Source organism: Pseudoalteromonas sp. K222D, from assembly GCF_017653575.1.
Lineage (GTDB): Bacteria > Pseudomonadota > Gammaproteobacteria > Enterobacterales > Alteromonadaceae > Pseudoalteromonas > Pseudoalteromonas nigrifaciens.
The window spans coordinates 154,860-179,937 of record NZ_JAGGDL010000003.1 but is presented as its reverse complement, the minus strand read 5'-3'; the positions used below and the strand labels follow the sequence as shown (position 1 = coordinate 179,937).

Here is a 25,078-nt window from a genome sequence, read left to right as displayed (position 1 = left end):
GTTACCAACAAGGCGTCATGAGCGCAGCTTTCCACGATGTGTGAAAAAGAAACCATCTAAATATCCCTATAAAAAAAGCCAGTCAGTGTTAACTGACTGGCATTAGCCTAGTGGCCCATTTTTTGTTTGTACGTTTATACAAACGCGATTTAAACCTTGAGCATTCAAGTACAAGCAGCTTATAAGCAGTGCTTACTTTCAGTATTACCCTGAAAATTATGGCCGTGATTTTCTAAAACAATTAACAACAACTCTGTATCGCCATTTTTATATTTGGTTGTAAGTTTGATTAAAAACCCAACTTTAATACATTTGCAGAACATAAGACTGTATTATACTGTGTTAGTTGATAATTATAGAAAACAGTAGTATTTATGCCATTAAATTATGCCGATAGCGATTTAAAACTTAGCCTTAAAGCCTCAAAAGTCCTCATTGTTGATGATCAGTTACTTAGCTTAATTGTACTGAAAAAAATATTATCAAAGCACTTTATTGTTAACACCGCCAACAGCGGTGAAGAAGCAGTTGAAATATGTAAATCTAATACTCCCGATATCGTACTGCTTGATATTTCAATGAATGGCATATGCGGTATAGAAACCTGTTTAAAACTTAAAACGACGACACAAACCCAAGACATTCCCGTTATATTTGTTACCTCCTTTGAAAATCAAGAAGAGGACTGCTGGGAAGCGGGCGCGGTAGACTTTATTCAAAAACCGATTAACCCAGAAACCTTATACAGAAGAGTAAGGGCGCACTTAACTATTAAGCTGCAACATGACTTATTAAGTCAAAAAGTGTTTCTGGATGACTTAACTAAAGTGTTTAACCGTCGTTATTTTGATACTCATATAAATAAAATACAATTGAGTGCATTAAGAGAGAATACACAATACGCTTTATTACTTATGGATATTGATTACTTTAAGCAATACAACGATATTTATGGACACGTAGAAGGCGACGTTGTTTTACATTTAGTTGCTCAAACAATCGCTAACAGCCTGCAAAGGCCAAGCGATTTTGTTGCCCGCTATGGCGGCGAAGAATTTGTGGTTGTGCTACCCCATACCAACGAGGAAGGCGCTCGCTGTGTTGCTGAAAAAATTAAAAATAACATATCCGGCTTAGGTGTTTTACATAAGTACTCAGAGTTTGAATTTGTCACTATAAGTATAGGTGGGGCTACGTTATTGCAATCAGACGAAAGTAACGTAGATATTTTGCAACGCGCAGATAAAAAAATGTACGCCGCTAAAGCACAAGGGCGAAATACAGTGTGCTTTTAAAGCGCAGCGAGCCCAGTAGAAAAATATACGGTAGAGCAGTTATTAACGCAGCAGGCCTATAGGTATGTAAGTAAATAGCCAATAGCTGCTCGAAAGTAAAATTTTATTTTAGCCATACACATCGCCTGTAACAGCCAATCCTAGGCATGGCTATTGGATGTATTTAAGGTTCAGTTGCCTGTAATTACCTACTTTACTCACCGCACAGCTGCAGTTTGTTATACGCTATGACACTTTTTATATTTTTTGCCACTTTGGCAAGGACAGTTATCATTTCTGCTTATTTTAATATCGGCTACCGGAAATAGTGTGCCATCAAGGTAGCGCCACTGCCCATCTTGTTTAATAAATAACGACTTTTCGTGTAACTCGCAATACAGGTTTTGGTAAAAGTAATTTACTTTAAAAGTTACAAAGCCTTCGCTTGCATCGTACTCAGTGTCGATGACGGTTAGCTTTATAAAGCGGCAGCTATCAGCAAAGTCTTTAATCTCTTTTACAGGGTTTTCTGCCTGTTTTTCATTTGCATAAGTTTGATAAACATAAGTTGCATTTTTAAGTACATATGCGCTGTAGCGAGCACGCATAAGTTGCTCAGGTGTTTCAGCTATTTTTGATGCTAAATGAAGTGGTTCACAGCAGTCAGCATAATTTTGCTGGCTGCCACAAAAGCAAGGAGAAGTCGTTAATGAGGTCATAATATTAATATAAAGTGTTTAAAACACGAGTTTAACAAGCTTATTGAGTTAGTGGTATCTCAAGGTTGTGAGTATTTTTAGTAAAACAGTAAAGCTTAGTATTTGTAGTGCTTAAATTTAATGATAGCTGTGTCAGCTGTTGATCATTAATAATATCAGTCCAGGTAATAACCGCAGCAAAGTTTCCGTTGTGCAGCGCCGAGCTAAGTACATATTCTAAGTTTACTAAATGTTTTTGCCTGATCACCAGTAATTTGCTGGTATCAATGGAGCATGAATCAAGTAAGGCTTTACTCGGTACATGGTCAGGTGCAATCAGCAGTGTCCATGCATTTAAGCTATTGTATTGGTGTAATACTTTAAGCAATTCAAAGGTTGCTGAAATTTCATCTTCAATTTGAATTAAATTTACACAATCACTTTTATCGTCTTGCTGATAACTTTTAACGGTTCTTACGGTAATAGGCTGTAACATAAATCTCTCACTCACTGGGTTTTTATACAGTACCCGTATACAGTAGTTTATACAGTGTTATGGTGCAAGTGTTTTTTTGCTAATTATTTGTACAGTCATTCAGTTTTAAATTTTTACACGGATAAAAAAACAAAAATAACTATTAAAAACAGGGCGTTAATATTTTAGGTGTATGTTTTATATTTTTTATTAAAGCTATGCGGCGAATAGCACCTATACAGTACTTTATGCTCTATTATTTACGTTAAAGTAAAGCTGATTGCTCAGCATATAAGCACGGTAATTATTATTTTTAAAACCTGAAGTACATACGTATTACCGTGTCATATTTATTATTTCAGCTACTTCAATAACTTAATGCATAACAAGGTAAAATGTCCGGTATTTCGCTATTTTTATGCTAAAATCTCGCCACTTTTTACTACCTTAAGTTTGTTATGCTCGAAGCCTTATTTAAAATCCGCGCAAATGATTCCTCAGTACAACGTGAATGTGTTGCCGGTATGACTACTTTTATTACTATGGTTTATATTGTTTTTGTTAATCCAGCAATGCTTGCCCAAGCAGGAATGGATCAAGGCGCTGCGTTTGTAGCTACATGTATTGCAGCGGCAATAGGCTGTTTTATTATGGGCCTATGGGCCAATTATCCGTTAGCGTTAGCGCCGGGTATGGGATTAAATGCTTTTTTTACCTATGGCGTTGTTTTAGGAATGGGCTATACCTGGGAAGCGGCATTAGGTGCTGTGTTTATGTCGGGTTGTATATTTTTATTTTTAAGTTTATTTAAAGTACGAGAGTGGATTATTAATGCCATTCCACTGGTGCTAAAACAAGCAATAGCGACCGGTATTGGTGCTTTTTTGGCGCTAATTGCGCTTAAAAGTGCAGGGATCATAGTATCTAGCCCTGCAACCTTAGTGCAGCTAGGTGATATTACTGCACCTGGGCCATTACTTGCTATTTTAAGTTTTTTTGTGATTGCGGCATTGTTATATCGCGATTTTAAAAGTGGTGTGTTAATTAGTATTTTACTGGTAACAGGTATTGCTTTGGCTTTTGGTTTGGTTGAATATCAGGGGGTTATGTCTATGCCGCCGTCAATTTTACCAACCTTTATGCAACTTGATTTTAGTGCGGCATTTGAGCTTTCAATGTTGAGTGTTATTTTTGCATTTTTATTTGTAGATTTATTTGATACCTCAGGCACCCTGGTTGCAGTCACGCAAAAAGCAGGGCTTGCAGATGAAAAAGGCAATATGCCACGTTTAGGGCGCGCTCTTAGCGCTGATAGCACTGCCACTATTGCTGGTGCAATGCTTGGTACATCTACTACTACATCTTACATAGAGTCGGTGGCTGGCGTTTCTGTCGGCGGACGCACAGGCTTAACAGCCGTTGTTGTGGGTATTTGTTTTTTATTGATGATGTTTTTTGCGCCACTAGCGCAAATGGTGCCAGCGTATGCCACTGCCGGTGCTATTTTATATGTTTCGGTACTTATGCTACAAAACTTAAAGTTTGTAAACTGGGACGACATGACAGATGCCATTCCTGTTAGTGTGGTGTTATTAATGACCCCGCTGACATTTTCTATTGCTCACGGTATAGCGCTTGGGTTTATTTCATACACTGCGGTTAAGGTATTATGCGGTAAAAAGGATCAAGTAAGTATTAGTGTGTGGATTTTAACGGCATTGTTTATTGTTAAGTTTGCATTTTTATCTTAAAAAACTTATTTAACTATCAAAAAAAGCCCATACAATTTTGTATGGGCTTTTTTTATAAATTATAGTACTAATTTACCATTTCTTTTTCGGAGCAAACAATATGTCTAGGTCATCTTGCTCTTGTTCAGTTTTCTTTTTAAGTGCATCGGCATTCGATGCTCTTAACTCAACACTAATAGCTTCTAAGTAGCCTTCTACTTCTTGATATTTAGCAGTTACATATGGATCGCTATACGATACCGCACTGAGTGAAGCATGGGCTTTTTCAAAATACTGCCTAGCTGAACCTACCATGCCTGCAGAGCGCGCCGATAAACCACGTTTAATTTGGCTTTCAATATTTATTTGTAACTGCAGTTTTTCCATTCGTTTGTCTTCAATTACAAATAGTTGGCTATCGAGGTTACCTTTATTGTGCTCAGAGCGTAGAATAATACGTAATTTTTTTATGCCCTGTATTAGCGATACCAATTGCTTATCGTTACTTGGCAGTGAAAGCGATTCGCTATTGCTTCCTTGAACAGGGTTATTCAAACGCTCTTTCGCTTCATTTAAACGGTTTTTTAATATTTTAGAACCAGGTGAAAGCGATACCATGGTACTAAGCGCATCGTGATTACGACGCTGTAAAACACGTAGTGTGTTATCTGAAAACGGGATATTAGCGTTATTCATTAACGCTTCCTCGGTTTCCTCAATGATAGCTTTTTGTTTGGTTAGTTCTTTACGGCGATCAGCTTCTTGTTTTTCTTTATGCTGTTGCACCGCACTTACCCAAAGCGCAATCACAATAAGAGCAACAATGAGTATAATTATAATAGAGACGATCATGTTACAGTTCTCGGGTTCTAAACCTAATTGCTCAATCTTACATTAAATATATAAGAACAGGAAAACTTTGCGCTAATTAACTATAAAAGCAGGCTAAGAAAGCGTTTAAATCTTAATGCTTTATATGATAATCATTGCTATCTGAAGTATATTTATTGTGCTAGCCTAAGCCTATATTTATTAAATACGATATTATCAATTAAAACCTACCATTTTTCGGGTGGTCAGTTTTTAAAGATAAAGTATTTACCCCCTCAAAAACGAATAATAACGAAAATACATAGCTATGAAATTACAACAACTTAGATATATTGTAGAAGTTCAAAATCATAAATTAAATGTCTCAGCAACAGCTGAAAGTTTATTTACCTCACAACCAGGTATTTCTAAGCAAGTGCGCATGCTTGAAGATGAGTTAGGTATTCAAATTTTTGGTCGCAGTGGTAAACATTTAACGCATGTAACGAGTGCCGGTGAAGAAGTCATTAATATATCGCGCGAAATCCTCTCAAAAGTGGAAGGTATTAAAGCGGTTGCTCATGAGCATACTTTACCTGATCAAGGTAAGCTTAATATTGCCACTACTCATACCCAAGCACGTTACGCATTGCCGAATGTTATTAAAGGGTTTATGAAAAAATACCCCGCAGTGTCACTTCATATGCACCAAGGTACACCGCAGCAAATATCAGATGCAGCTGCACGTGGCGATGCTGACTTTGCTATTGCAACAGAAGCGCTACACTTATATTCAGACCTTGTTATGCTGCCTTGTTATCATTGGAACCGTAGTATTGTGGTGGCAAAAGACCACCCATTAGCTAAAAAAGCCAATAGTATAACCGTGGCTGATATTGCAAAATATCCGCTTATTACTTATGTATTTGGCTTTACTGGCCGCTCAGAACTAGATAAAGCATTTAGTGCTCATGGGCTTGAGCCGCACATAGTATTTACCGCCACCGATGCCGACGTTATTAAAACGTATGTACGCTTAGGATTAGGTGTTGGAGTGGTTGCGTCAATGGCGATTGACCAGGTCAGTGATACAGATTTAGTGTGTATTGATGCCAGCCATTTATTTGAAGCGAGTACCACTAAAATTGGTTTTAGAAAAGGCAGTTTTTTACGCACTTATATGTATGACTTTATTGAACGCTTTGCACCACACTTAACAAAAGAGCGAGTAGAGCGTGCTAACTTATTACGCAACCAAGAAGATGTTGATAAGTTATTTGCTGATATAGAATTGCCAGTTAAATAATTGTTTCGGTATCTAATACTTAACAGTTAAAAGTAGCTAATAAAAAAGGCGCCTGTTTTTAAACAGGCGCCTTTTTTAATTATAATTAAGTGTGTTAACACTCAATTATATTAACGGCTAAACCACCACGAGCGGTTTCTTTATATTTAGTTTTCATATCGTTACCGGTTTCGAGCATAGTTTTAATCACTTTATCGAGTGATACTTTTTGCTCACCACTACCACGAATTGCAAGGCGTGACGCATTAATTGCTTTTATCGCGCCCATGGCGTTGCGTTCAATACACGGTACTTGCACTAAGCCACCAACTGGGTCACACGTAAGCCCTAAGTTATGCTCCATGCCAATTTCGGCGGCATTTTCTACTTGCACTACATTACCACCTACAATTTCGGTAAGTGCGCCTGCAGCCATTGAGCAAGCCACGCCCACTTCACCTTGGCAACCTACTTCGGCACCCGAAATAGAGGCGTTCTTTTTATATAAAATACCGATAGCGGCGGCGGTTAATAAATAACGCGTAACTATATCGCGATCGACTTCTTTTATAAAAGTATGATAATACATAAGTACTGCTGGTAAAATACCCGCTGCGCCATTGGTAGGCGCGGTTACAACACGCCCGCCAGCGGCGTTTTCTTCATTTACAGCTAAAGCAAATAAGTCGACCCAATCCATAGCACGTAGGGGGTCGTTACTTACTTCAACATTAAGTTTTAAATGTAAATTAGGAGCACGACGTTTTACTTTTAAACCGCCTGGTAAAATCCCTTCGGTACGCATACCACGCTCAATACAGGCTTTCATTACCTGCCAAATATTAAATAACTCGTCTTTAATGTCGTTTTCGCTGCGTAGTGTTTTTTCGTTATGCATCATTAAAGTAGATACACTGAAACCCGACTCTTTACACATTTCCAGTAATTCTTGTGCGCTACCAAACGGAAAAGGTGCAGGGTTTTCTTCACGAATATCAAGCGCTGCTTGTTTTTCGTTTTCAAAATCTTGGTCAGTAACAATAAAGCCACCGCCAATTGAGTAATAAATTTGGCTATAAACCTTCTCGCCATTATTAGAGGCAATAATTTCCATTGCATTAGAGTGCTTAGGTAGCGTTTTACGACGGTGAAAAACAATAGCCCCTTGCTTTGGGAATTTAGCCTTATGCGTTTGATTTAAATAAATAACTTGTTCTTTTTCAATTGTGGCTAAAATAGTATCAACCAAATCGGCGTCGATGGTTTCAGGATCATACCCAGCAAGGCCAAGTATTACAGCTTTACCCGAGCCGTGGCCAATACCAGTTTGACCTAACGATCCATATAGCTCTACTTTAATGTCGGTAACGTTTGCTAATAATTGTTTTTCTTGTAGGTCATTAACAAATAAACGAGATGCGCGCATTGGGCCAACGGTATGTGACGAAGAAGGGCCAATACCAATACTAAACATATCAAATGCACTTATCATAATGTGTCTCTTCTGTGTTTACTCAGCACTAGGCTGCTTTTTTGAACGGTCGTGTATAGTAACGCTAAATTGTGACTATGTAACCATTAATCAATAACATTTAAACTGGTAAGGCGAGTTGTTTTGTAAAGTTTTTAATGATGCTTGCAGTTGCACCCCAAAGTAAACCATGTGGGGTATTGTAACCATATAAAATAATGGTTTTACCAAAACGCTGAAAAGGCAGGGGCTGCCAATTAGCCTCGTTAGTTAAATCACGCAGTGGTAATAAAAAACTAGCTTGTACCTCATTATGATCGTTCTCCCAAATAGTGTGTTTATTAAGCACGCCAACAAAAGGGCTAATGTTAAAGCCGGTGAGTGTTGAGTACAAAGGTAATTGGCCAAATACTTTAACATTACTGGGCGTAATATTTAGCTCTTCATTTAGTTCACGCAGGGCAGTAGTGCGAAGCGTAATATCACTTGCTTCAAACTTACCACCGGGCAAGCAAATTTCACCGGGATGATGGTGCAAATAAATAGGGCGCTTACACAGTAAAATATGCGCATGATCATCTACATCAATAAGCGGCAACATGACTGCGCTGGCACGCTTTTTAGGGGTATCTATTCCTTGATCTGGCGCTGCCGTAGGGCTTAACTGAAACCGCGCTATAATGTGTTCACTATTCAAAGCGACCTACTGTTATAATAATGGAAGTATTTTATTTACTTTATCGTATGTTTCTTGATATTCCAATGCAACTTTAGAATCAGCTATTATGCCACCACCGGCCCAGCAGTGTATTTGTTGAGCGTGGCATACTAAAGTACGAATAGTAATGCTGGTATCCATGTTACCACAAGCACTTAAATAGCCTATTGAACCACAATAAATACTGCGACGATGCGGTTCAAGTTCTTCAATAATCTCCATTGCTCTCACTTTAGGCGCGCCAGTAATCGAGCCCCCAGGAAATGCTGCAGCGAGTTGATCAACCGCCGTTTTACCCTCTGCCAATGTAGCTGTAACTGTACTAACTAAATGATGCACCGCCGGAAAGCTCTCAATAGCAAATAATGAGGGCACCTGTACCGATCCTGGTTTGGCTACTTTACCTAAATCGTTTCGTAATAAATCAACAATCATTACATTTTCGGCGCGATCTTTGGCAGAGTTTGCCAATAATTGTGCTTGCTGGGCGTCTTGCTGCGGATCCGCTTTTCGCGGTAGCGTGCCTTTAATCGGCTTAGTTTGCACTTGATTATCGCTTACTAATATAAAACGCTCCGGAGAAATAGACAAAATTGCGCCTTGCGGATGGTTTATAAAGCTAGAAAACGGCGCTTTATTCGCTGCTGTTAATTTAACGTAGGCAGCCCAAGGCGAGCCTTCATATTGGGCACTAAAACGCTGTGCTAAATTTATTTGATAGCAATCGCCTGTTTTTAAATAATCTTCAATTACGGCAAATTTTTGCGCATAATCAGCGCGGCTCATATTAGATTGCCACGCAGTTTTAAGTGCAAAGCTAGGCATAATGGCAGGTTGTGCTAAATACTGCTGATAAAGTGCTAAGCGATTAACCTTAGGCTGGGCAATATAAAACCAACTGTTTTGTTGTTTATCGTATATGAGTGCATCTAAGTACAAGCCAACGGCCATTTGTGGCAAGTCTATATCGTTTATAGCGCTACTTGGGAGGTTTTCAAGTGTGCGGCCTAAGTCATAACCCAAATAACCCAGCCAGCCACCACTAAAGGGTAGGTTGTTGGCCGCTTTGTTGTTATTAAGTTTTAGCAGTTCGCTGTTCATTATTTCAAAGCAGCTTCTTGCATCGGGTTGGTTATTTAAAATACTCAGGTTGTTTTGTACTTCCAGTGTGCTTTTGGGCTCGATGGCAATAATATCAAAACGGCTGTCTACATGCTCACTATTGGCCGAATCGAGTAAAATGGCATAAGGCAAGTGGGCAAAATGCGCAAATACATCAATACAGCTTTGTGTTATGGCTAATTTTATACAATTATTTTTATTGTTTAGCATTTACTACCCCTTTAAGAACTGGCTCGAAACGGGCGAGGAGGGTATCATAAGTCAAATTTTTTTGGCAGCGTTTAGTTGCTTCCCAAATTAAAAACAGTGCAAACCACCGTCACCGGTTTGATATAGCTTACGCGACACCGCGTAACGGTAACTTAAGGAACCACTATGAGTACAATCCGTCAGCAAGACTTTATAGATAGCATTGAAGATGCTTTGCAGTATATTTCCTTCTATCATCCCCTTGATTTTGTTCAAGCGCTTGAAAAAGCCTATAACAAAGAACAAAGTAAAGCAGCAAAAGATGCCATCGCACAAATTCTAATTAACTCGCGTATGTCGGCTGAGGGCAAGCGTCCGCTTTGCCAAGACACAGGTATTATTACCTGTTTTGTTAAAGTAGGTATGGATGTTAACTGGGATAAAACCGATTTAACCGTTCAACAAATGGTTGATGAAGGCACACGCCGTGCATACTTAAATCCAGACAACCCGCTGCGCGCCTCTATTGTTGCAGACCCTGCAGGTACTCGTAAAAACACCAAAGACAATACCCCTTCAGTTGTACATATAGATTTAGTAGCGGGCGGTAAGGTTGAAGTAATGGTAGCGGCTAAAGGCGGCGGCTCTGAAAACAAAAGTAAAATGGTTATGTTAAACCCATCTGACGATGTGGCAGAATGGGTAGAAAAAACGCTACCTACAATGGGCGCAGGCTGGTGTCCGCCTGGCATGCTAGGTATAGGTATTGGTGGTACGGCTGAAAAAGCGGCAGTAATGGCTAAAGAGTCGTTAATGGATCCGGTAGATATTCATGAATTAATGGAACGCGGTGCAGAAACCACAGAAGAAAAGCTACGTTTAGAAATATTTGAACGTGCTAATAAATTAGGTATTGGCGCACAAGGCTTAGGCGGTTTAACAACGGTTGTTGATGTTAAAATTAAAACAGCACCAACGCATGCAGCGTCAAAACCGGTCGTGATGATCCCTAACTGTGCGGCTACTCGCCACGTACACTTTACCCTTGATGGTTCAGGCCCAGCAAACCTAAAAGCACCTAAGTTAGAAGATTGGCCACAAGTAACCTTTGAAGTGGGCGAAGGCACACGTCGTGTTGATTTAAATACCTTGACCAAAAAAGATGTGCAAGAGTGGAAAATGGGTGAAACTGTTTTACTTTCGGGTACTATTTTAACGGGTCGAGATGCCGCGCATAAGCGTTTGCAAGACATGATCAACTCAGGCGAAGGTTTACCTAAAGGCGTAGATTTTGATAATAAATTTATTTATTACGTAGGCCCAGTAGATGCTGTACGTGACGAAGCAGTTGGCCCAGCGGGTCCGACAACGGCTACGCGTATGGATAAATTTACCGATATGATGCTAGAAAAAACCGGTATTGTAGGCATGATAGGTAAAGCAGAGCGTGGCCCTGCTACGGTTGAGTCTATTAAGCAGCATAAGTCAGTGTACTTAATGGCAGTTGGCGGCGCGGCGTATTTAGTATCTAAAGCAATTAAAAAAGCACGTGTTGTTGCTTTCGAAGATTTAGGTATGGAAGCCATCTACGAGTTTGAAGTAGAAGATATGCCGGTAACAGTCGCTGTTGATAGCGAAGGTGCTAATGCGCATACGCAAGGCCCTGCAATTTGGAAAGCTAAAATTGAAGAGCTAGATAGCAAGCTAAAGTAATCTAACTTACTAATATACAAAGCGAGCCCTGTGCTCGCTTTTTGTTTAACTTAAACTAAGTAACCTGATCTCTGGATAATAAACCTATCTCAAGCAGCTATTTTCAGCGCTAACTGCGTTGAATTCACTTGCAATAGGCCAGCTATTGACGCGTGAATTCGTCTTGTTTTCACTGAAAATCTCTGGCTAGAGAAAATAAAGATAAATATAACTATGATTCAATACGTTAGTAAATCTCTTAACCAGAGTTCAGGTTAAATAACCTGTTCTACTCCCCGTAATTTAATTTGCTTAGCAAAAGAGTAAACAGCTCTGACCAGTTCTCTTAAACCACCCCCTTTTTAAGGCAAACCTATGTAGCATAAGCGTTTGCATATTATGCTTGCGTGTAATTTAAACTTTACAGTTATTAGTTGCGTTACGTTCACGTAAGCGTAAACCTTGCGGTGTTTGTTATTTTTAGCTTTTAATACTTGATTGCTTTACCTTTGTGGAATTTTTATGTGCACTTACCATTAAAGCTGGCTATTTAATTCAATGCTGTTTTGCGCTTGGGTTTATCCTCTCGTGGTATAGCGAAGCGTTATCCGAAGTGATAAAGTCTCGGCAATTTCATGCATGCATACCCTTTAGGGTTAACTATTTCGGAGTATTTAAAGTGGTTGTGTTTAATCAAGTTGAATTTGATAACCATGAACAAGTGGTTTTTTGTACTGATAAAGAGTCGGGTTTAAAAGCAATAATTGCGGTACATAATACTAACCTAGGTCCGGCAGTGGGCGGATGTAGAATGTGGGATTATGCAAATGATGAAGATGCCGTTTACGACGTGCTGCGTTTATCCAAAGGCATGACCTATAAAAATGCAGTTGCGCGCTTGCCATTTGGTGGCGGTAAATCTGTGATTATTGGTAATGCTAAAGAAATTAAATCTGAGCAATTATTCCGTGCTTTTGGTCGTCAATTAGAGCGATTAAACGGCAGCTACTATTCTGCTGAAGATGTAAATATCAACTGCGACGATGTTGCAATGATGAACAAAGAAACCAGTTATGTACTTGGCCTTGAAGGCAAAAGTGGTAACCCATCACCATTTACAGCATACGGTACGTTTTTAGGTATAAAAGCGGCATTAAACCATCAGCGTGGTCATCAAAACTTTGCTGGTATTAAAGTAGCAGTACAAGGGTTAGGGACTGTTGCTTATACTTTATGTAAGCATTTGTCAGAGGCGGGCGCTGAGCTATATGTTACTGATATTAACCAAGCAGCAATTGACCGTGTTGTTAATGAGTTTGGTGCTACAGCCGTTGGCATTGACGAAATTTACGATTTAGACGTAGACGTGTACGCACCTTGTGCACTAGGTGCAACTATAAACGATGCAACTATACCGCGCCTTAAAGCTACTATAATTGCAGGCTGTGCCAATAACCAGTTGGCACAATCGCGCCATGGTGAAATTATTCGTGAGAAAGGTATTTTATATGCACCAGATTACGTAATTAACGCCGGTGGTATTATTAATGTTTATTATGAAACGCTACCAGAAGGGTACAGTGCTGCTGCGTCAAATAAACATGTTGAAGGTATTTTTGATACCCTAACTGAAATCTTTGCGCGTAGTGAAAAAGAGCAAAAATCTACGCATTTAATTGCTGATGAGCTTGCACAAGAGATCCTTAAAAACGGTCTTTAATCGGCTAAATAAGTTAACCGTAAATATTAGGGCGTGCAATTGCACGCCTTTTTTTTGTTTATACGTTAAACTTAGTTTTTTATTTTGTGTGTTTATTTATCTATGTCTTCTTCGCCTGTTTCTATGCAGCCTATTGATTTTGATAGCTGGCCCCGTAAACAACATTTTGAGTTGTTTAAACACTTTTCTCAACCTTACTTTAATGTGTGTGTACAGCTAAATGCGAAGGCCTTATATAATTACTGTAAAGCGCATCAGCTGTCTTTTTTTCAGGCCTATACTTATGCCACACTTAAAGCGTGCCATGCGTACCCGCCAATTATGCTGCGTATTATTAATGATAAGCCATGGCTACTAAGTAACACCCGCGCTAGTGTGGTTGAGCTGGCAGCAGATGACTCGTTCAGGTTTAGTTACTTTAGTGATAAGGCCAACTTTACTGAGTTTGCCGTGCATGCCAGCGCAGTTAGTTTTAATGCTAAATCGCAGCCTTTATTTTCTGATGCCTTTGCACAAACCGAAGGGCAGGCCGACTTAATTCATATTTCGGTATTACCTTGGCTAAATTTTAGTGCTTTTTCGCATGCGTTTAGTGAAGGGAAATGTTTAGGGATCCCTAAATTTGTATTTGGTCAGCTTAATAAACAGCAGCAAACTATGCCCTTAGCTATTGATGTACATCACTCTTTAATGGATGGTTTACACGTAGCAAAGTTTATAAACATTTTACAAGATACATTTGATAACTTTTGTAAAGATTAGTTAATGAAATGCTACTGCAGGCTGTGGTAGTATTTTCTTAGTTTAGCTGGTTTTGGTTGGTTTTTAATCACTTAGGATTGCGTTAAATTTAGTGGGTAATACTAATTAATCAATAATAATTATAAAGGTCGCAGTGATGAAGCATTTAGGGATTTTATGTGTATTTTTCGTCATGTTCACGTGTCAGGTGCAGTCACAAACTCGTTTACCTTTAAGTGATTATTTTTTTGAAACATGGAATACCCGCTCAGGCCTGCCTCACAATAGTATTAATAGCTTAGCGCAAACTCAAGACGGTTATTTATGGATAGCAACATGGGAGGGTTTAGCGCGCTTTAATGGCCAAGAATTTAAACTATTTACTCGCGCTGAAATAAATAATCTTCCCGACTCAGGGCTTCGTGCACTTACTCCTACCGATGACGGCGGCTTATTAATAGCCGGTGCAAGAGGTGGTATCAGCTTATATCAATATAGACAGTGGAATACTCAGCCGAGTGCCTCAGCTATGGTTAATCACATAATTAAAAGTAACGATGACGGGTTTTGGCTGGCATTAGAAAACGATGGCGTATTTTACCGCGGGGCTAATAGTAAACACGATCAGGCCATTGTTCATAATGTTAGCGCCTATCGTGTGCTTGAAGATGCCAATGGCGTTATTTGGGCTGCTACTAGCGATGGTTTATATAAAATTGTTGATCAGCAAGCAAGCTTAATAACAGCCGATGATGGGCTACCCAATGCAGCAGTTTATACTCTACTACTTACTCGCCAAGGGAAATTAATTATTGGCAGTGAGCGCGGCGCTTATATTCTCAAAGACGCAGTATTTACTGCCATCCATCCACAGCTTAGTGCTGAGTCTATTTCTAGTTTATTAGAAGATAACCATGGTGATTTGTGGTTTGGCACTATTAATAAAGGTGTTTTTCGACTCAGTGTGGCTGGGCTTGAGCAATTAGATGCGAAAGGCGGACTCCCTGCTAATAGAATATTGTCTTTATTACAAGATAGAGAAAACAGTATTTGGGTGGGCACTAATGCCGGGCTGTTTAGATTAAGGGAGGCGCCATTTACCGCCTGGACTACTAAGCGGGGTTTAGCTGGGGATTACGTGCGAACGGTATTATCGCACTCCGATGGTAGCTTATGGGTAGGGAGTAGTGCCGGCCTTAACAAAATTAAAAATAATAATGTAACTCAAATAGAAGGTGCTAAAGAAGGTTCTCCCTATTCGGTATTGAGTTTACTGGAGGGCGAGGATGGCGATGTATGGATAGGCACTTATACATCGGGTGTATTAAAGGTTAGTAATAATAAAATAACGCCTTATTTAAATCGTAGTAATGGCCTTGGGAGTAACGAAGTAAGAGGGCTATTACTCGATTCCAAACAGCGATTATGGATCGGCTCTGCTATGGGGTTAACGCGAGTTGAAAAAGATGGCTCATTAGTGCAATTTACCAATGAAAAAGAGCTGCCTAGCGGTTTTATTTTAGCACTCAGTGAAGATAACAAAGGCAATGTTTGGATTGGCACCGGCAATGGGGTTGTGGTGTTTAATATACTAACTGAGCAATTTAGTGCTATAAGCTTTCCGGCGCAATTTGCTGCCGAGTATGGATTTGGTTTTTATTTTGATGACGACTACACATGGATGACGACAGATCGTGGATTAATGCGCTATGAGCACAGTGCAGGCAAAATGGCTATTTTAGGGCGGGAGCAAGGGCTGCCAGTCGATAAGTTATTTCAAATTGTGGCTCATAAAGATTCATTTTGGTTATCGAGTAACCGCGGGGTTATTCAGGTTGATCGCCAGCACGTTAATCATGTTCTTGATGAAAAACAAAAAAATATAAATATTCCACTCGTATTTCAACTTTATGACGAGGGCGATGGCATGCTCAGTGCACAAGTTAATGGCGGCTCGACCCCATCAGCAACAGTGCATAAAGATGGCACCATTTGGTTTGCTACTGCAAAAGGAGTAAGCGCGCTAAAACCTGAGTTATTGCAAGCATCAAGCAAAGTAGATTTGCCTACTATGATTGAGAGCTTTAGCGTTAACGGCAGAGCAACAGCGCTCCCATTAGATGGTGAAACAGTATTATTGCCGCCTAATGTTTCAAGATTATCTTTTCAGTATGCGGGTTTGAGTTTTATTATGCCGCAACGTTTAAGTTTTCAAACACAGTTAGAAGGTTTTAATAAAGAGTGGGTAAACCGCCAGCACATGACAGGTGCAGAATACACCAACTTACCTGCAGGTAAGTATACGTTTAAGGTGCGCGCCGGTTATCCAAATACGCAATGGCAGCAAAATGAGCAAGAAATTCGCTTTGTAATTCAAGCACATTACTGGCAAAAGTTGAGCTTTAAATTAATGCTGTTTTTTACTTTTTTAGTCACTATATATGCTATTTATAAGTACCGCTTATATCATTATAAAAAAGTAGAGGCAGAGCTAACTAAACGAGTAGAAAAGCAAACACAGGACCTTCAAGAACAGGCAAACGCCTTTGCTTATCAAGCCACTCACGACCAACTTACTGATATGCCAAACCGGCGCGCTTTCGATAGTTGGTTAGCAGCAAATTTTGCCACTTATAAGCAGCAAAATAAAATATTAGCTATTGCTATCATGGATATAGATCACTTTAAGCGGGTGAACGATGGCTGGTCACATATTGTTGGCGATAAAGTTATTTGTGAAATAGCCAAAATACTCAAATCGCATTGCGAAGGTGAGCAGCAAGTAGCTCGCTGGGGCGGGGAGGAATTTACCTTAGTGTTTCCTAACAAAACTGCGGCAGAAGCAAAACTCATGTGTGAACTATTACGGGAAGAAATTGCAAATAACGATTTTTCAGTAATTGCTGCTGGGCTGCATCAAGTAACCGCGAGTTTTGGTGTTTCTGATTCTAATAATATAGACGATTACGACCGACTTTTATCAGGAGCCGATCAGGCATTATACAAAGCTAAAAACGGTGGCCGTAATCGCACCGAAATCATGTAATTGAAAAGTGCCTCAGTCGCACACATATAGAGAGTATACATTGAGCGAAGGCATCAGCATGATAAATGGATTGTTAATTGTTATCTTAATTATTTTTGTGGTTATTTTTTGGCGTTGGCCAGCTATTCAAAATAGATTATGGCAACGTAAATATAAAACTCTTGAGCTTAATTCGCAGCAAAAAGATATTTTACTGCGTTGTATGCCTATTTATAAAAAAATGACCGATGCTGATAGAGCAAAGTTAGAGCGTCATATTATGTGGTTTTTAAGTGAAAAACGCTTTGTAGGGTGCGATGGCTTAAAACTAACAGGTGCAATGAAGCTAATTGTAGCAGCCGATGCCTGCTTGCTTGTGCTCAATAAACCTTGGCCACTTTACAAAAATGTAAAAGAAATACTCCTCTATCCAAGTGCTTATTATGCGCCGCAGTTAACGCGTGATAGCGCTGGCTTAGTTAGCTATCATAATGCAATTAGGCTAGGTGAGTCGTGGCCAGGTGGTACATTAGTACTCAGTTGGCACGACGTTCTTGAGGGAAATAGATTACCCAGTGATGGCCATAATTTAGTGTTTCATGAATTTGCGCATCAGCTAGATCAAGAAACCGGCAAAACAACCGGTACGCCGTTACTTAAAACAGCAGCCGAGTATAAAGAATGGGGGCGTGTATTTAGTCGTGCCTTTAACCAGTTAAAAAGTCATGTTGCTTATAGTATGGAGCATGTTATTCATAGTTATGGTGCGACTAATGAGGCTGAGTTTTTTGCGGTGATCACCGAAACCTTTTTAGAGAAGCCGGCAGAACTGCGCCGATATGACCCTGAAATTTATCGCTTGCTGGTGGACTATTATCAATTTGACCCTATAGTCTGGCATTAATTTACGGCATTTCATCTTATAACGCTGGCAACTTGTCGGCGTTTTTGTTGCAATCATGTAAGAGAGTTACATAGAGCAACAATAATAAGTGAGAATTGCATGAAAAAAATGCTGCAAACGGTGCTAGCTTTATCTGTGTCATTGGCACTAGGCAACGCACAAGCCCAACAAGACGATGAGCCAAAATGGCAAGTAGATTCACCTAAAGGGCAATTTGTAGATGCCACCATTAGTGTTGATCAAGGCACATGGATGAACCTAGATATTAGCCCTGATGGTAAAACACTGGTGTTTGATTTACTTGGCGATATTTATACTATGCCAATAAGTGGCGGCAATGCCACACAACTTACCTCAGATATTGCATGGCAAATGCAACCGCGCTTTAGCCCAAATGGTAAACACATTGCTTTTACCTCAGATCAAGGTGGCGGCGATAATATTTGGATTATGGATTTAAACGGCGAAAACCAAAGTGCAGTAACCGACGAAACCTTTCGCTTATTAAACAGCCCTGCATGGAGTCCTGATGGCGACTACTTAGTTGCGCGTAAACACTTTACCGCAAGTCGCTCATTAGGGGCAGGCGAAGTATGGCTTTATCATAAAGCGGGTGGTAAAGGAGTACAGCTTACTAAGCGAGCAGACGATCAAAAAGATTTGGGTGAGCCGATGTTTTCGCCCGATGGTCGTTATGTGTACTTTTCGCATGATGCAACACCAGGTAAAACCTTTCACTATTCAAAAGACTCTGTAGCGGGAATTTATAAAATAAAACGTTACGACCGTGAAACCGGCGAAATTGAAACGGTGATTAGTGGCATGGGTGGCGCAATAAGACCAACCCCCTCACCCGATGGTAAAAAGCTTGCTTATATAAAGCGTGACGACTTTCAAACTAGCCTGTATTTATACGACTTAACTAGCGGTGAGCACACTAAACTGTACGATAAGTTAGAGCGTGATATGCAAGAAACTTGGGCTATTCATGGTGTTTACCCCACGATTGCTTGGACGCCAGATAACCAACAACTGGTATTTTGGGCTGGTGGCACAATACATAAACTCGATGTTAGCGATAAATCGGTAGAAACCATTGCTTTTAAAGTACAAACCACTAAAAAAATTCAAAAAGCAGTGCGTTTTACACAAAACCTCGATACTGATGAGTTTGATGTAAAAATGCTGCGTAACGTACAAATTAGCCCAGATGGTGAAACGGCTATTTTTGAAGCGTTAGGACACATTTATAAACGTGATTTAGAATCAGGTAAAATTAAACGCTTAACCAAACAAACCGATCATTACGAGTTATTTGCGCAGTACTCGCGCGATGGCAAAAAAATAGTGTACACCACATGGGACGATAACGAGCAAGGTCAAGTACGTGTAGTTTCTGCGAGCAGTGGCCGTGGTGACACCATAACTGAGCAACCGGGTAAGTACGTTGAGCCTACCTTTAGCCCAGACGGTAAAACAGTGGTTTATCGCAAAGCCACCGGTGGCAGTATTTTAAACCCTAAGTGGTCACTAAACCCAGGAGTTTACAGCGTAAGTACTAAAGGCGGCAAAAGTGAGTTAATTTCAAAAAATGGCTATCAGCCACAGTTTGGCGCAGCTAACGATCGAGTGTACATCATGAGCCCGTGGCCAAAACCAACGCTGAGTGTAGTAGAGCTTGATACTAAAAAAGTGCGTAAGCTTTACGAATCTGAGCATGCCACCGAGTTTAGAGTATCGCCAGATGGCCAATATCTTGCGTTTGCTGAGCGCTTTAAAGTATTTGTAACACCGTTTGTAGAAAGCGGTAAAACGATTAATATTAGCCCTACAGACAACCAATTTCCTATTGAGCAGTTATCTGTTCGTGCGGGAGAAAATATTAGCTGGAGCGCTAATAGCAATAAACTGTATTGGACTTTAGGCCCTGAGCTTTATCATGCCAGCCTTGAGGGTATGTTTGCTATTAATAAAGCTGACGATAAAGACTTTAAAGTAAAAAGTGGCGATAACATTAGTTTTAGTAAAAAAATGGCTGAGCCAAAGGGCATGATAGCTCTAACGGGCGCTAAAATTATTACTATGGATGGCGAAAAAGTTATTGAAAATGGTGTGATTATCACCGATGGTAAGCATATAAAAGCCATTGGTACAGCTGCTGAAGTAAGCATTCCCAAAGGTGCTAAAGTAGTTGATGTAACGGGCAAAACGATTATGCCAGGCATAGTCGACGCCCACGCACATGGCTCGCAAGCAAGTGATGAAATTATTCCACAACAAAACTGGAAAAATTTTGCAGGGCTTGCATTAGGTGTAACTACAATTCACGACCCATCAAACGACACCTCAGAAATATTCACCGCCAGTGAAATGCAAAAAGCAGGCATGATAGTTGGCCCGCGTATATTCTCTACCGGTACTATTTTGTATGGCGCCAATATGCCAGGGTATACCTCGCATATTGACTCATTAGATGATGCTAAATTTCATTTAGAGCGTTTAAAAAAGGTTGGCGCGTTTAGTGTTAAATCGTACAACCAACCACGTCGCGAGCAACGCCAGCAAGTAATAGAAGCGGGGCGTGAACTGCAAATGATGGTAGTACCCGAAGGTGGCTCATTACTACAACATAACCTAAGTATGATAGTAGATGGGCATACAGGCATTGAGCATTCAATTCCGGTAGAGCATATTTACGACGATATAAAACAGCTGTGGTCACAAAGTGATGTAGGTTATACACCAACGCTTGTTGTAGCCTATGGCGGTATTTGGGGCGAAAATTACTGGTACGATAAAACGGATGTGTGGAATCACCCACGGTTAAGTAAATTTGTGCCTAAAAACCAATTATTACCGCGCTCAATGCGCCGCGTTAAAGCACCCGAGCATCACTATAACCATTTTAACAATGCCCGCGTAGCTGCTGAGCTGCAAGACCTAGGTGTACTAGTTAACTTAGGAGCGCATGGCCAACGTGAAGGTTTAGGTGCGCATTGGGAAATGTGGATGTTTGCCCAAGGTGGCATGACCCCACTTGAAGCAATTAGAGCCTCTACACTCGATCCAGCTAAGTACTTAGGGCTAGATAAAAACGTCGGATCGCTAGAAGTAGGTAAACTTGCTGATTTAATGGTAATTGATGGCGATCCGCTAAGTAATATCCGCGACTCAGACAAAATTGACTACACCATGATCAACGGCCGCTTATTTAATGCCGCAACTATGGTTGAAGTGGGTAAAAAACAGCGTAAACCACTTTATTTTGAAAACAACAAATAACATTTAAAGTTAGAGTTTAAATAACGTTAACGCATTTAAAAGCGGCTAACTTAGTGTTAAGTTAGCCGCTTTTTTTAGGCATAAAAAAACCGCTTAACGCGGTTTATTTTAAGATCACATTAGGATGTTAAACAACACCGCGCGGTAAACGGCAATCGTGCTCTTTACGCGCTAATTCTACAATCCAAAACTCTTCAGCTGTATAACCGTCTTCATTTTCGGTAACAACAGTAAATGGTGCTTTTTTCTGTGCTTTAGCAGGCGCAGCCACTTTAGTTTTTTTCGTTTTAGCAGTTTTGCCAGAAGTTAACTTTTTAGTTAACTCTGCTACATCAGCTAGGCGTAAATTTTTGCCGCCATCGATGCTGTACCAGCCTGGTTTTGTAGTGATTTCAGGTTTTTTACCGTTGGCAGCTTCATACGCTGATTCAAAGGCAGATAACACTGCTGTTTTGTCTAGTTTGCTCATTAGAGACCCTATACGTTGTTAACACAGATAAAGAAGTCCTATTTATACCTATTTTAAAAGTGTTTTTCAATTTTTTGCGATTTTCCTTCCATTTTAGCTCATAAACAGCCAAAATTTGCACAAAATTCAGTGTTAAGTAAGGTAGCTTATATGCAACGTCGAGAATTTAACCAGCTGTTAAATGACATTTTAAAACCCCACACAATTAATGATTTTTGCCCAAATGGCCTACAAATTGAAGGCAAAAATGAAATTAAAACCATAATTACTGGTGTTACTGCAAGCCAAGCACTGATTGATGCTGCAATAGAAAAAAATGCTGATGCAATATTAGTGCACCATGGTTATTTTTGGAAAGGCGAATCGCAACCAATTACAGGTATGAAAAAACGCCGCATTGGTGCGTTATTAGCAAATGACATTAACTTATTTGCTTATCATTTACCGCTCGATATACATCCGGTACTTGGTAATAACGCACAATTAGCACTGTTGCTAGATATTGAAATTGAAGCGGGTTTAGAGCCTGTTGCAAACAGCGTAGCAATGAAAGGGCGTTTAAAAACACCGTTAACGGGTGAAGAGTTTGCCAATAAAATAGCTCAAGTGTTAAACAGATCACCACTGAGCAGTTTAGTACGAACCGATAAAATAGAGACAATTGGGTTATGCACCGGTGGCGGGCAAGGTTACATTGACCTAGCTGCAGAGCAAGGCCTTGACGCCTACTTAACTGGCGAAGCCTCGGAGCAAACTATTCATAGCTCGCGCGAGCAAAATATTGATTTTTTTGCCGCAGGGCACCACGCCACAGAGCGCTACGGCATTAAAGCATTAGGTGAGCTACTCGCTCAAGAGCATGGTTTTGACGTCACATTTATTGACATAGATAACCCAGTATAAATAGTTAAAAATGCAATAAATATAAAATCATCATTAGCTCTCATGGCTTTGGTAAACAATACAAAAAACCATATTAATACATGTGTTAGTGAAGGTTGCGGCTGGGTGGTTTTTACTAAATACAAAGTGACAGGTAAAGCTTAAGCTATAAATCTTAAGCTACTAACCTATGAGGCTATTTTATATTTATGAGCTGCTTTAGATTTAAGTCGTGATCGCGTTTTTGAGGAATGCTTGAAGCCGTTTTTCTATAACTAGAAACTTCAGAGCCTCGAATATAAGTAATGAGAGGAGTCACTTTTGAGCGAAATGAAAATATTTGGTCTTTTTTTAATTACGGCTTTGGCAGAAATTATTGGCTGTTATTTACCATACCTTTGGTTGCGTGAGGGGAAATCGGTTTGGTTACTGGTTCCTGCAGCCCTCAGCCTGGCTATATTTGCTTGGTTATTGTCGTTGCATCCAGCCGCTGCAGGTAGGGTTTATGCTGCTTATGGTGGCGTGTATATTTTCATGGCTATTTTGTGGTTGTGGGCTGTTGATGGTATTCGTCCAACTACATGGGATCTTGTGGGGTCTGGTGTAGCACTTGTAGGTATGGCTATAATAATGTTTGCTCCACGTAGCGTATAACAATAGTATCAGAGGTGGTAGTTTCCATCACGGAAAATAAAAAACACCTATTTTAAGGTTTGTAATTGCAGCGTAGTTAGTAAAGCTGCACATATCCGGAAATTACCATGTCTAAATCAGTTCAACCGCACATTAAAAATGTAGCTCTAATCGTTAAAAACTACGATGGTGCTATCGCGTTTTATACTAAAAAACTTCAATTTACACTCCTCGAAGATACTGATTTAGGTGGCGGGAAGCGCTGAGTTTAGGTTTATCTTCCCTATTCTAATGGTACGAATTTACTAGGAGCACAAACGAGCAGACACAAGCTGTTGGTAACCAAACCGGTGGACGTGTTTTCTTACTTTTACAGATCAACGATTTCTGGTGAGACTATGAGCTAATGAAAGCAAATGATGTTGTATTTAATGAAGAGCCACGAGTTGAAGAGTATGGCACAGTAGTGTTTTTTCAAGACCTATATAGTAATAAATGGGATTTACTGCAACTCAACAGCACAACCAAATAGTATGCACTTAACAATAGACTATAGGAACAACAGCTGTTTTCACCACACACTTAATCTGGCAGCATCTAAGCCAATAAATTTAAAAAGTTAAGAACCGATAAAAATTATGAGCACTGAAAATATTTCTCAAAAAACCGCTAGCTTATTCCCATGGCTGATTATGATCTTGATGTCGTCAGTGACCTTTGTAGGGATATTATCGGAGCTGATGCCCTCAGGTGTTATGCCTTTAATGATGGCCGATCTCAATATTAGTGAGATGCAAACAGGTAATTTGGTGGGCTACTACGCCATTGCTTCAGCGATATTTGCAATTCCGCTCATTTCAATGACGATGCAATTTAATCGCAAGCACTTACTGCTGCTTTTGTTGAGTGGCTTTGCCGTTTCAAACATTGTGGTTGGGCTGATTGATAATTATAACGTTATTATTTTTCTTAGAATTATCGGAGGCATTTGTGCAGGTGTGATGTGGCCAATGATTGCAGCTTACGGTATGCGACTGGTAGATGAGGAACATCATGGCAAGGCTATTGCGGTTATTATGGCAGGCACCACGCTGGGAATTAGTATTGGTATGCCCATAATGACGACTATTGGCAATGAATATGGCTGGCGAAGTGAGTTTATTGGCTTTGGGCTGGTTATTATTGCTATTGCCATTATTAGCTTTTTTGCTTTGCCTTCTGCGCCCGGTGAAAAGCTGAGCAAAAGCTCCTCACCTTTTGCGGTATTAACAAATCCAGCTGTACTAGTTATTCTTGTGCTTACCTTGCTTGGTGTAACCGCACATTATGGTGCCTATGTTTACATTACAAGCCTGGTTGAGGAAATTGGTTTAGCTGGTGGGATTGAAAGTGCTTTATTGTTTTTTGGTATAGGTTCGATGATTTCTGTTTTTTTAGCTATAAAACTTATCGATAAATACCTGCGGCTATTAACAATAACCATGTTTGCATTACTTATTGTTTCTATGCTCACATTACTAATGTTTGGCAAAGTAAAAGGTGTAGGGCATTTTGCTTTTTTTATCTGGGGTCTTTCATTTGGTCCCTTAGTCACTTTAATGCAGGCCGCCGTTAGCAGGCAGGTAAAAAATGCTAAAGATGTTGCTACTTCAGTTCAGTCCTCGGTATTTAATTTATCCGTTATGATCGCATCTTCTGTTGCTGGGCTGCTGCTGGGGATTTATTCACCTATGAGCTTGGTGTACTTTGCCGTTGCTTTATCTATTCCGGGTATTATTATCTCATTTTTTGCGAAAAAAACTTTAAGTAAAGTGTTTTAGAAAAACTTATTGATGCTAAGAAAATAAAATCTATACAGTTAAAGTGAAGTGGCCAATTGAAAGGTAGTGTAGCTAATATTACTCCCTCTAGTGCCGGATGATGATGGTTATAGTTATAGCTTGTTCATGCAGCAAAAT

Annotated in this window: 19 protein-coding genes and 1 pseudogene; 13 read left to right on the top strand and 7 right to left on the bottom strand. The window is 39.9% G+C overall.

Translation table 11 applies throughout. The features are described 5' to 3' along the window. Window positions 1-374: 374 nt before the first annotated feature. Complete coding sequence (locus tag J5X91_RS03470) at window positions 375-1,295, top strand: diguanylate cyclase (RefSeq protein WP_208834066.1); 921 nt, start codon at window positions 375-377, stop codon at window positions 1,293-1,295. A 218-nt stretch (window positions 1,296-1,513) separates the two neighbouring features. Here J5X91_RS03470 and J5X91_RS03465 read toward each other — a convergent pair whose 3' ends face one another. Together J5X91_RS03465 and J5X91_RS03460 are read right to left on the bottom strand one after the other, a co-directional pair. Then, window positions 1,514-1,993: a YchJ family protein gene (locus tag J5X91_RS03465; protein WP_208834065.1), complete on the bottom strand. Its 480-nt coding sequence runs from the start codon at window positions 1,991-1,993 to the stop codon at window positions 1,514-1,516. A gap of 40 nt (window positions 1,994-2,033) precedes the next feature. Next, entirely contained in the window at window positions 2,034-2,468 is a 435-nt protein-coding gene (locus J5X91_RS03460) for a SulA-like leucine-rich domain-containing protein (RefSeq protein ID WP_011327844.1), read from the bottom strand. Window positions 2,469-2,905: 437 nt separating this feature from the next. Between J5X91_RS03460 and J5X91_RS03455 the strand changes: the two genes are divergently transcribed. Beyond that, complete coding sequence (locus tag J5X91_RS03455; protein WP_050754470.1) at window positions 2,906-4,198, top strand: NCS2 family permease; 1,293 nt, start codon at window positions 2,906-2,908, stop codon at window positions 4,196-4,198. A 72-nt stretch (window positions 4,199-4,270) separates the two neighbouring features. Here the strand turns inward: J5X91_RS03455 and J5X91_RS03450 are convergent, their stop codons facing one another. Continuing rightward, entirely contained in the window at window positions 4,271-5,029 is a 759-nt protein-coding gene (locus tag J5X91_RS03450) for a hypothetical protein (RefSeq protein ID WP_182683239.1), read from the bottom strand. A 286-nt stretch (window positions 5,030-5,315) separates the two neighbouring features. On the opposite strand from J5X91_RS03450, the gene cysB reads away from it, so the two are divergent. Continuing rightward, complete coding sequence (cysB, locus tag J5X91_RS03445; RefSeq protein ID WP_011327847.1) at window positions 5,316-6,293, top strand: HTH-type transcriptional regulator CysB; 978 nt, start codon at window positions 5,316-5,318, stop codon at window positions 6,291-6,293. A gap of 94 nt (window positions 6,294-6,387) precedes the next feature. Here cysB and J5X91_RS03440 read toward each other — a convergent pair whose 3' ends face one another. The 3 genes from J5X91_RS03440 to pabB form a co-directional block, all read right to left on the bottom strand. Further along, window positions 6,388-7,764, bottom strand: coding sequence for an L-serine ammonia-lyase (locus J5X91_RS03440; protein WP_011327848.1), 1,377 nt, complete (start codon window positions 7,762-7,764; stop codon window positions 6,388-6,390). Window positions 7,765-7,864: 100 nt separating this feature from the next. Continuing rightward, window positions 7,865-8,440, bottom strand: coding sequence for a CoA pyrophosphatase (locus J5X91_RS03435; protein ID WP_208834064.1), 576 nt, complete (start codon window positions 8,438-8,440; stop codon window positions 7,865-7,867). 12 nt (window positions 8,441-8,452) lie between these two features. Further along, window positions 8,453-9,793 (bottom strand): aminodeoxychorismate synthase component I, encoded by a 1,341-nt coding sequence (pabB, locus tag J5X91_RS03430; protein WP_208834063.1) that lies wholly within the window; start codon window positions 9,791-9,793, stop codon window positions 8,453-8,455. A 165-nt stretch (window positions 9,794-9,958) separates the two neighbouring features. On the opposite strand from pabB, the gene J5X91_RS03425 reads away from it, so the two are divergent. From J5X91_RS03425 to J5X91_RS03400, 6 genes are all read left to right on the top strand, one after another. Next, window positions 9,959-11,485 carry a fumarate hydratase gene (locus J5X91_RS03425; protein ID WP_011327851.1) on the top strand — a complete coding sequence of 509 codons (1,527 nt, stop codon included), beginning with the start codon at window positions 9,959-9,961 and terminating at the stop codon, window positions 11,483-11,485. Window positions 11,486-12,143: 658 nt separating this feature from the next. After that, on the top strand, window positions 12,144-13,184 hold the full coding sequence (locus J5X91_RS03420) for a Glu/Leu/Phe/Val dehydrogenase (RefSeq protein WP_089368020.1): 1,041 nt from the start codon (window positions 12,144-12,146) through the stop codon (window positions 13,182-13,184). Between the two features lie 123 nt (window positions 13,185-13,307). Then, entirely contained in the window at window positions 13,308-13,946 is a 639-nt protein-coding gene (locus tag J5X91_RS03415) for a chloramphenicol acetyltransferase (RefSeq protein ID WP_080516808.1), read from the top strand. Window positions 13,947-14,082: 136 nt separating this feature from the next. Further along, on the top strand, window positions 14,083-16,971 hold the full coding sequence (locus tag J5X91_RS03410) for a ligand-binding sensor domain-containing diguanylate cyclase (protein ID WP_208834062.1): 2,889 nt from the start codon (window positions 14,083-14,085) through the stop codon (window positions 16,969-16,971). 58 nt (window positions 16,972-17,029) lie between these two features. Next, window positions 17,030-17,854, top strand: a complete 825-nt coding sequence (locus J5X91_RS03405) for a M90 family metallopeptidase (protein ID WP_011327855.1) — start codon at window positions 17,030-17,032, stop codon at window positions 17,852-17,854. Between the two features lie 99 nt (window positions 17,855-17,953). Continuing rightward, entirely contained in the window at window positions 17,954-21,136 is a 3,183-nt protein-coding gene (locus J5X91_RS03400; RefSeq protein ID WP_208834061.1) for an amidohydrolase family protein, read from the top strand. A 127-nt stretch (window positions 21,137-21,263) separates the two neighbouring features. Here J5X91_RS03400 and J5X91_RS03395 read toward each other — a convergent pair whose 3' ends face one another. Continuing rightward, the gene (locus J5X91_RS03395) at window positions 21,264-21,605 is read right to left on the bottom strand and encodes a hypothetical protein (RefSeq protein ID WP_011327857.1); all 342 of its coding nucleotides are present in this window, start codon (window positions 21,603-21,605) and stop codon (window positions 21,264-21,266) included. A gap of 150 nt (window positions 21,606-21,755) precedes the next feature. Between J5X91_RS03395 and J5X91_RS03390 the strand changes: the two genes are divergently transcribed. From J5X91_RS03390 to J5X91_RS03375, 4 genes and pseudogenes are all read left to right on the top strand, one after another. Continuing rightward, entirely contained in the window at window positions 21,756-22,508 is a 753-nt protein-coding gene (locus J5X91_RS03390; RefSeq protein ID WP_011327858.1) for a Nif3-like dinuclear metal center hexameric protein, read from the top strand. 300 nt (window positions 22,509-22,808) lie between these two features. Further along, window positions 22,809-23,141, top strand: coding sequence for a YnfA family protein (locus J5X91_RS03385; RefSeq protein WP_041454392.1), 333 nt, complete (start codon window positions 22,809-22,811; stop codon window positions 23,139-23,141). A 107-nt stretch (window positions 23,142-23,248) separates the two neighbouring features. Beyond that, window positions 23,249-23,652: pseudogene (locus tag J5X91_RS03380) on the top strand (VOC family protein). A gap of 106 nt (window positions 23,653-23,758) precedes the next feature. Next, window positions 23,759-24,940, top strand: coding sequence for an MFS transporter (locus tag J5X91_RS03375; protein WP_208834060.1), 1,182 nt, complete (start codon window positions 23,759-23,761; stop codon window positions 24,938-24,940). The last annotated feature ends 138 nt before the right edge of the window (window positions 24,941-25,078 follow it).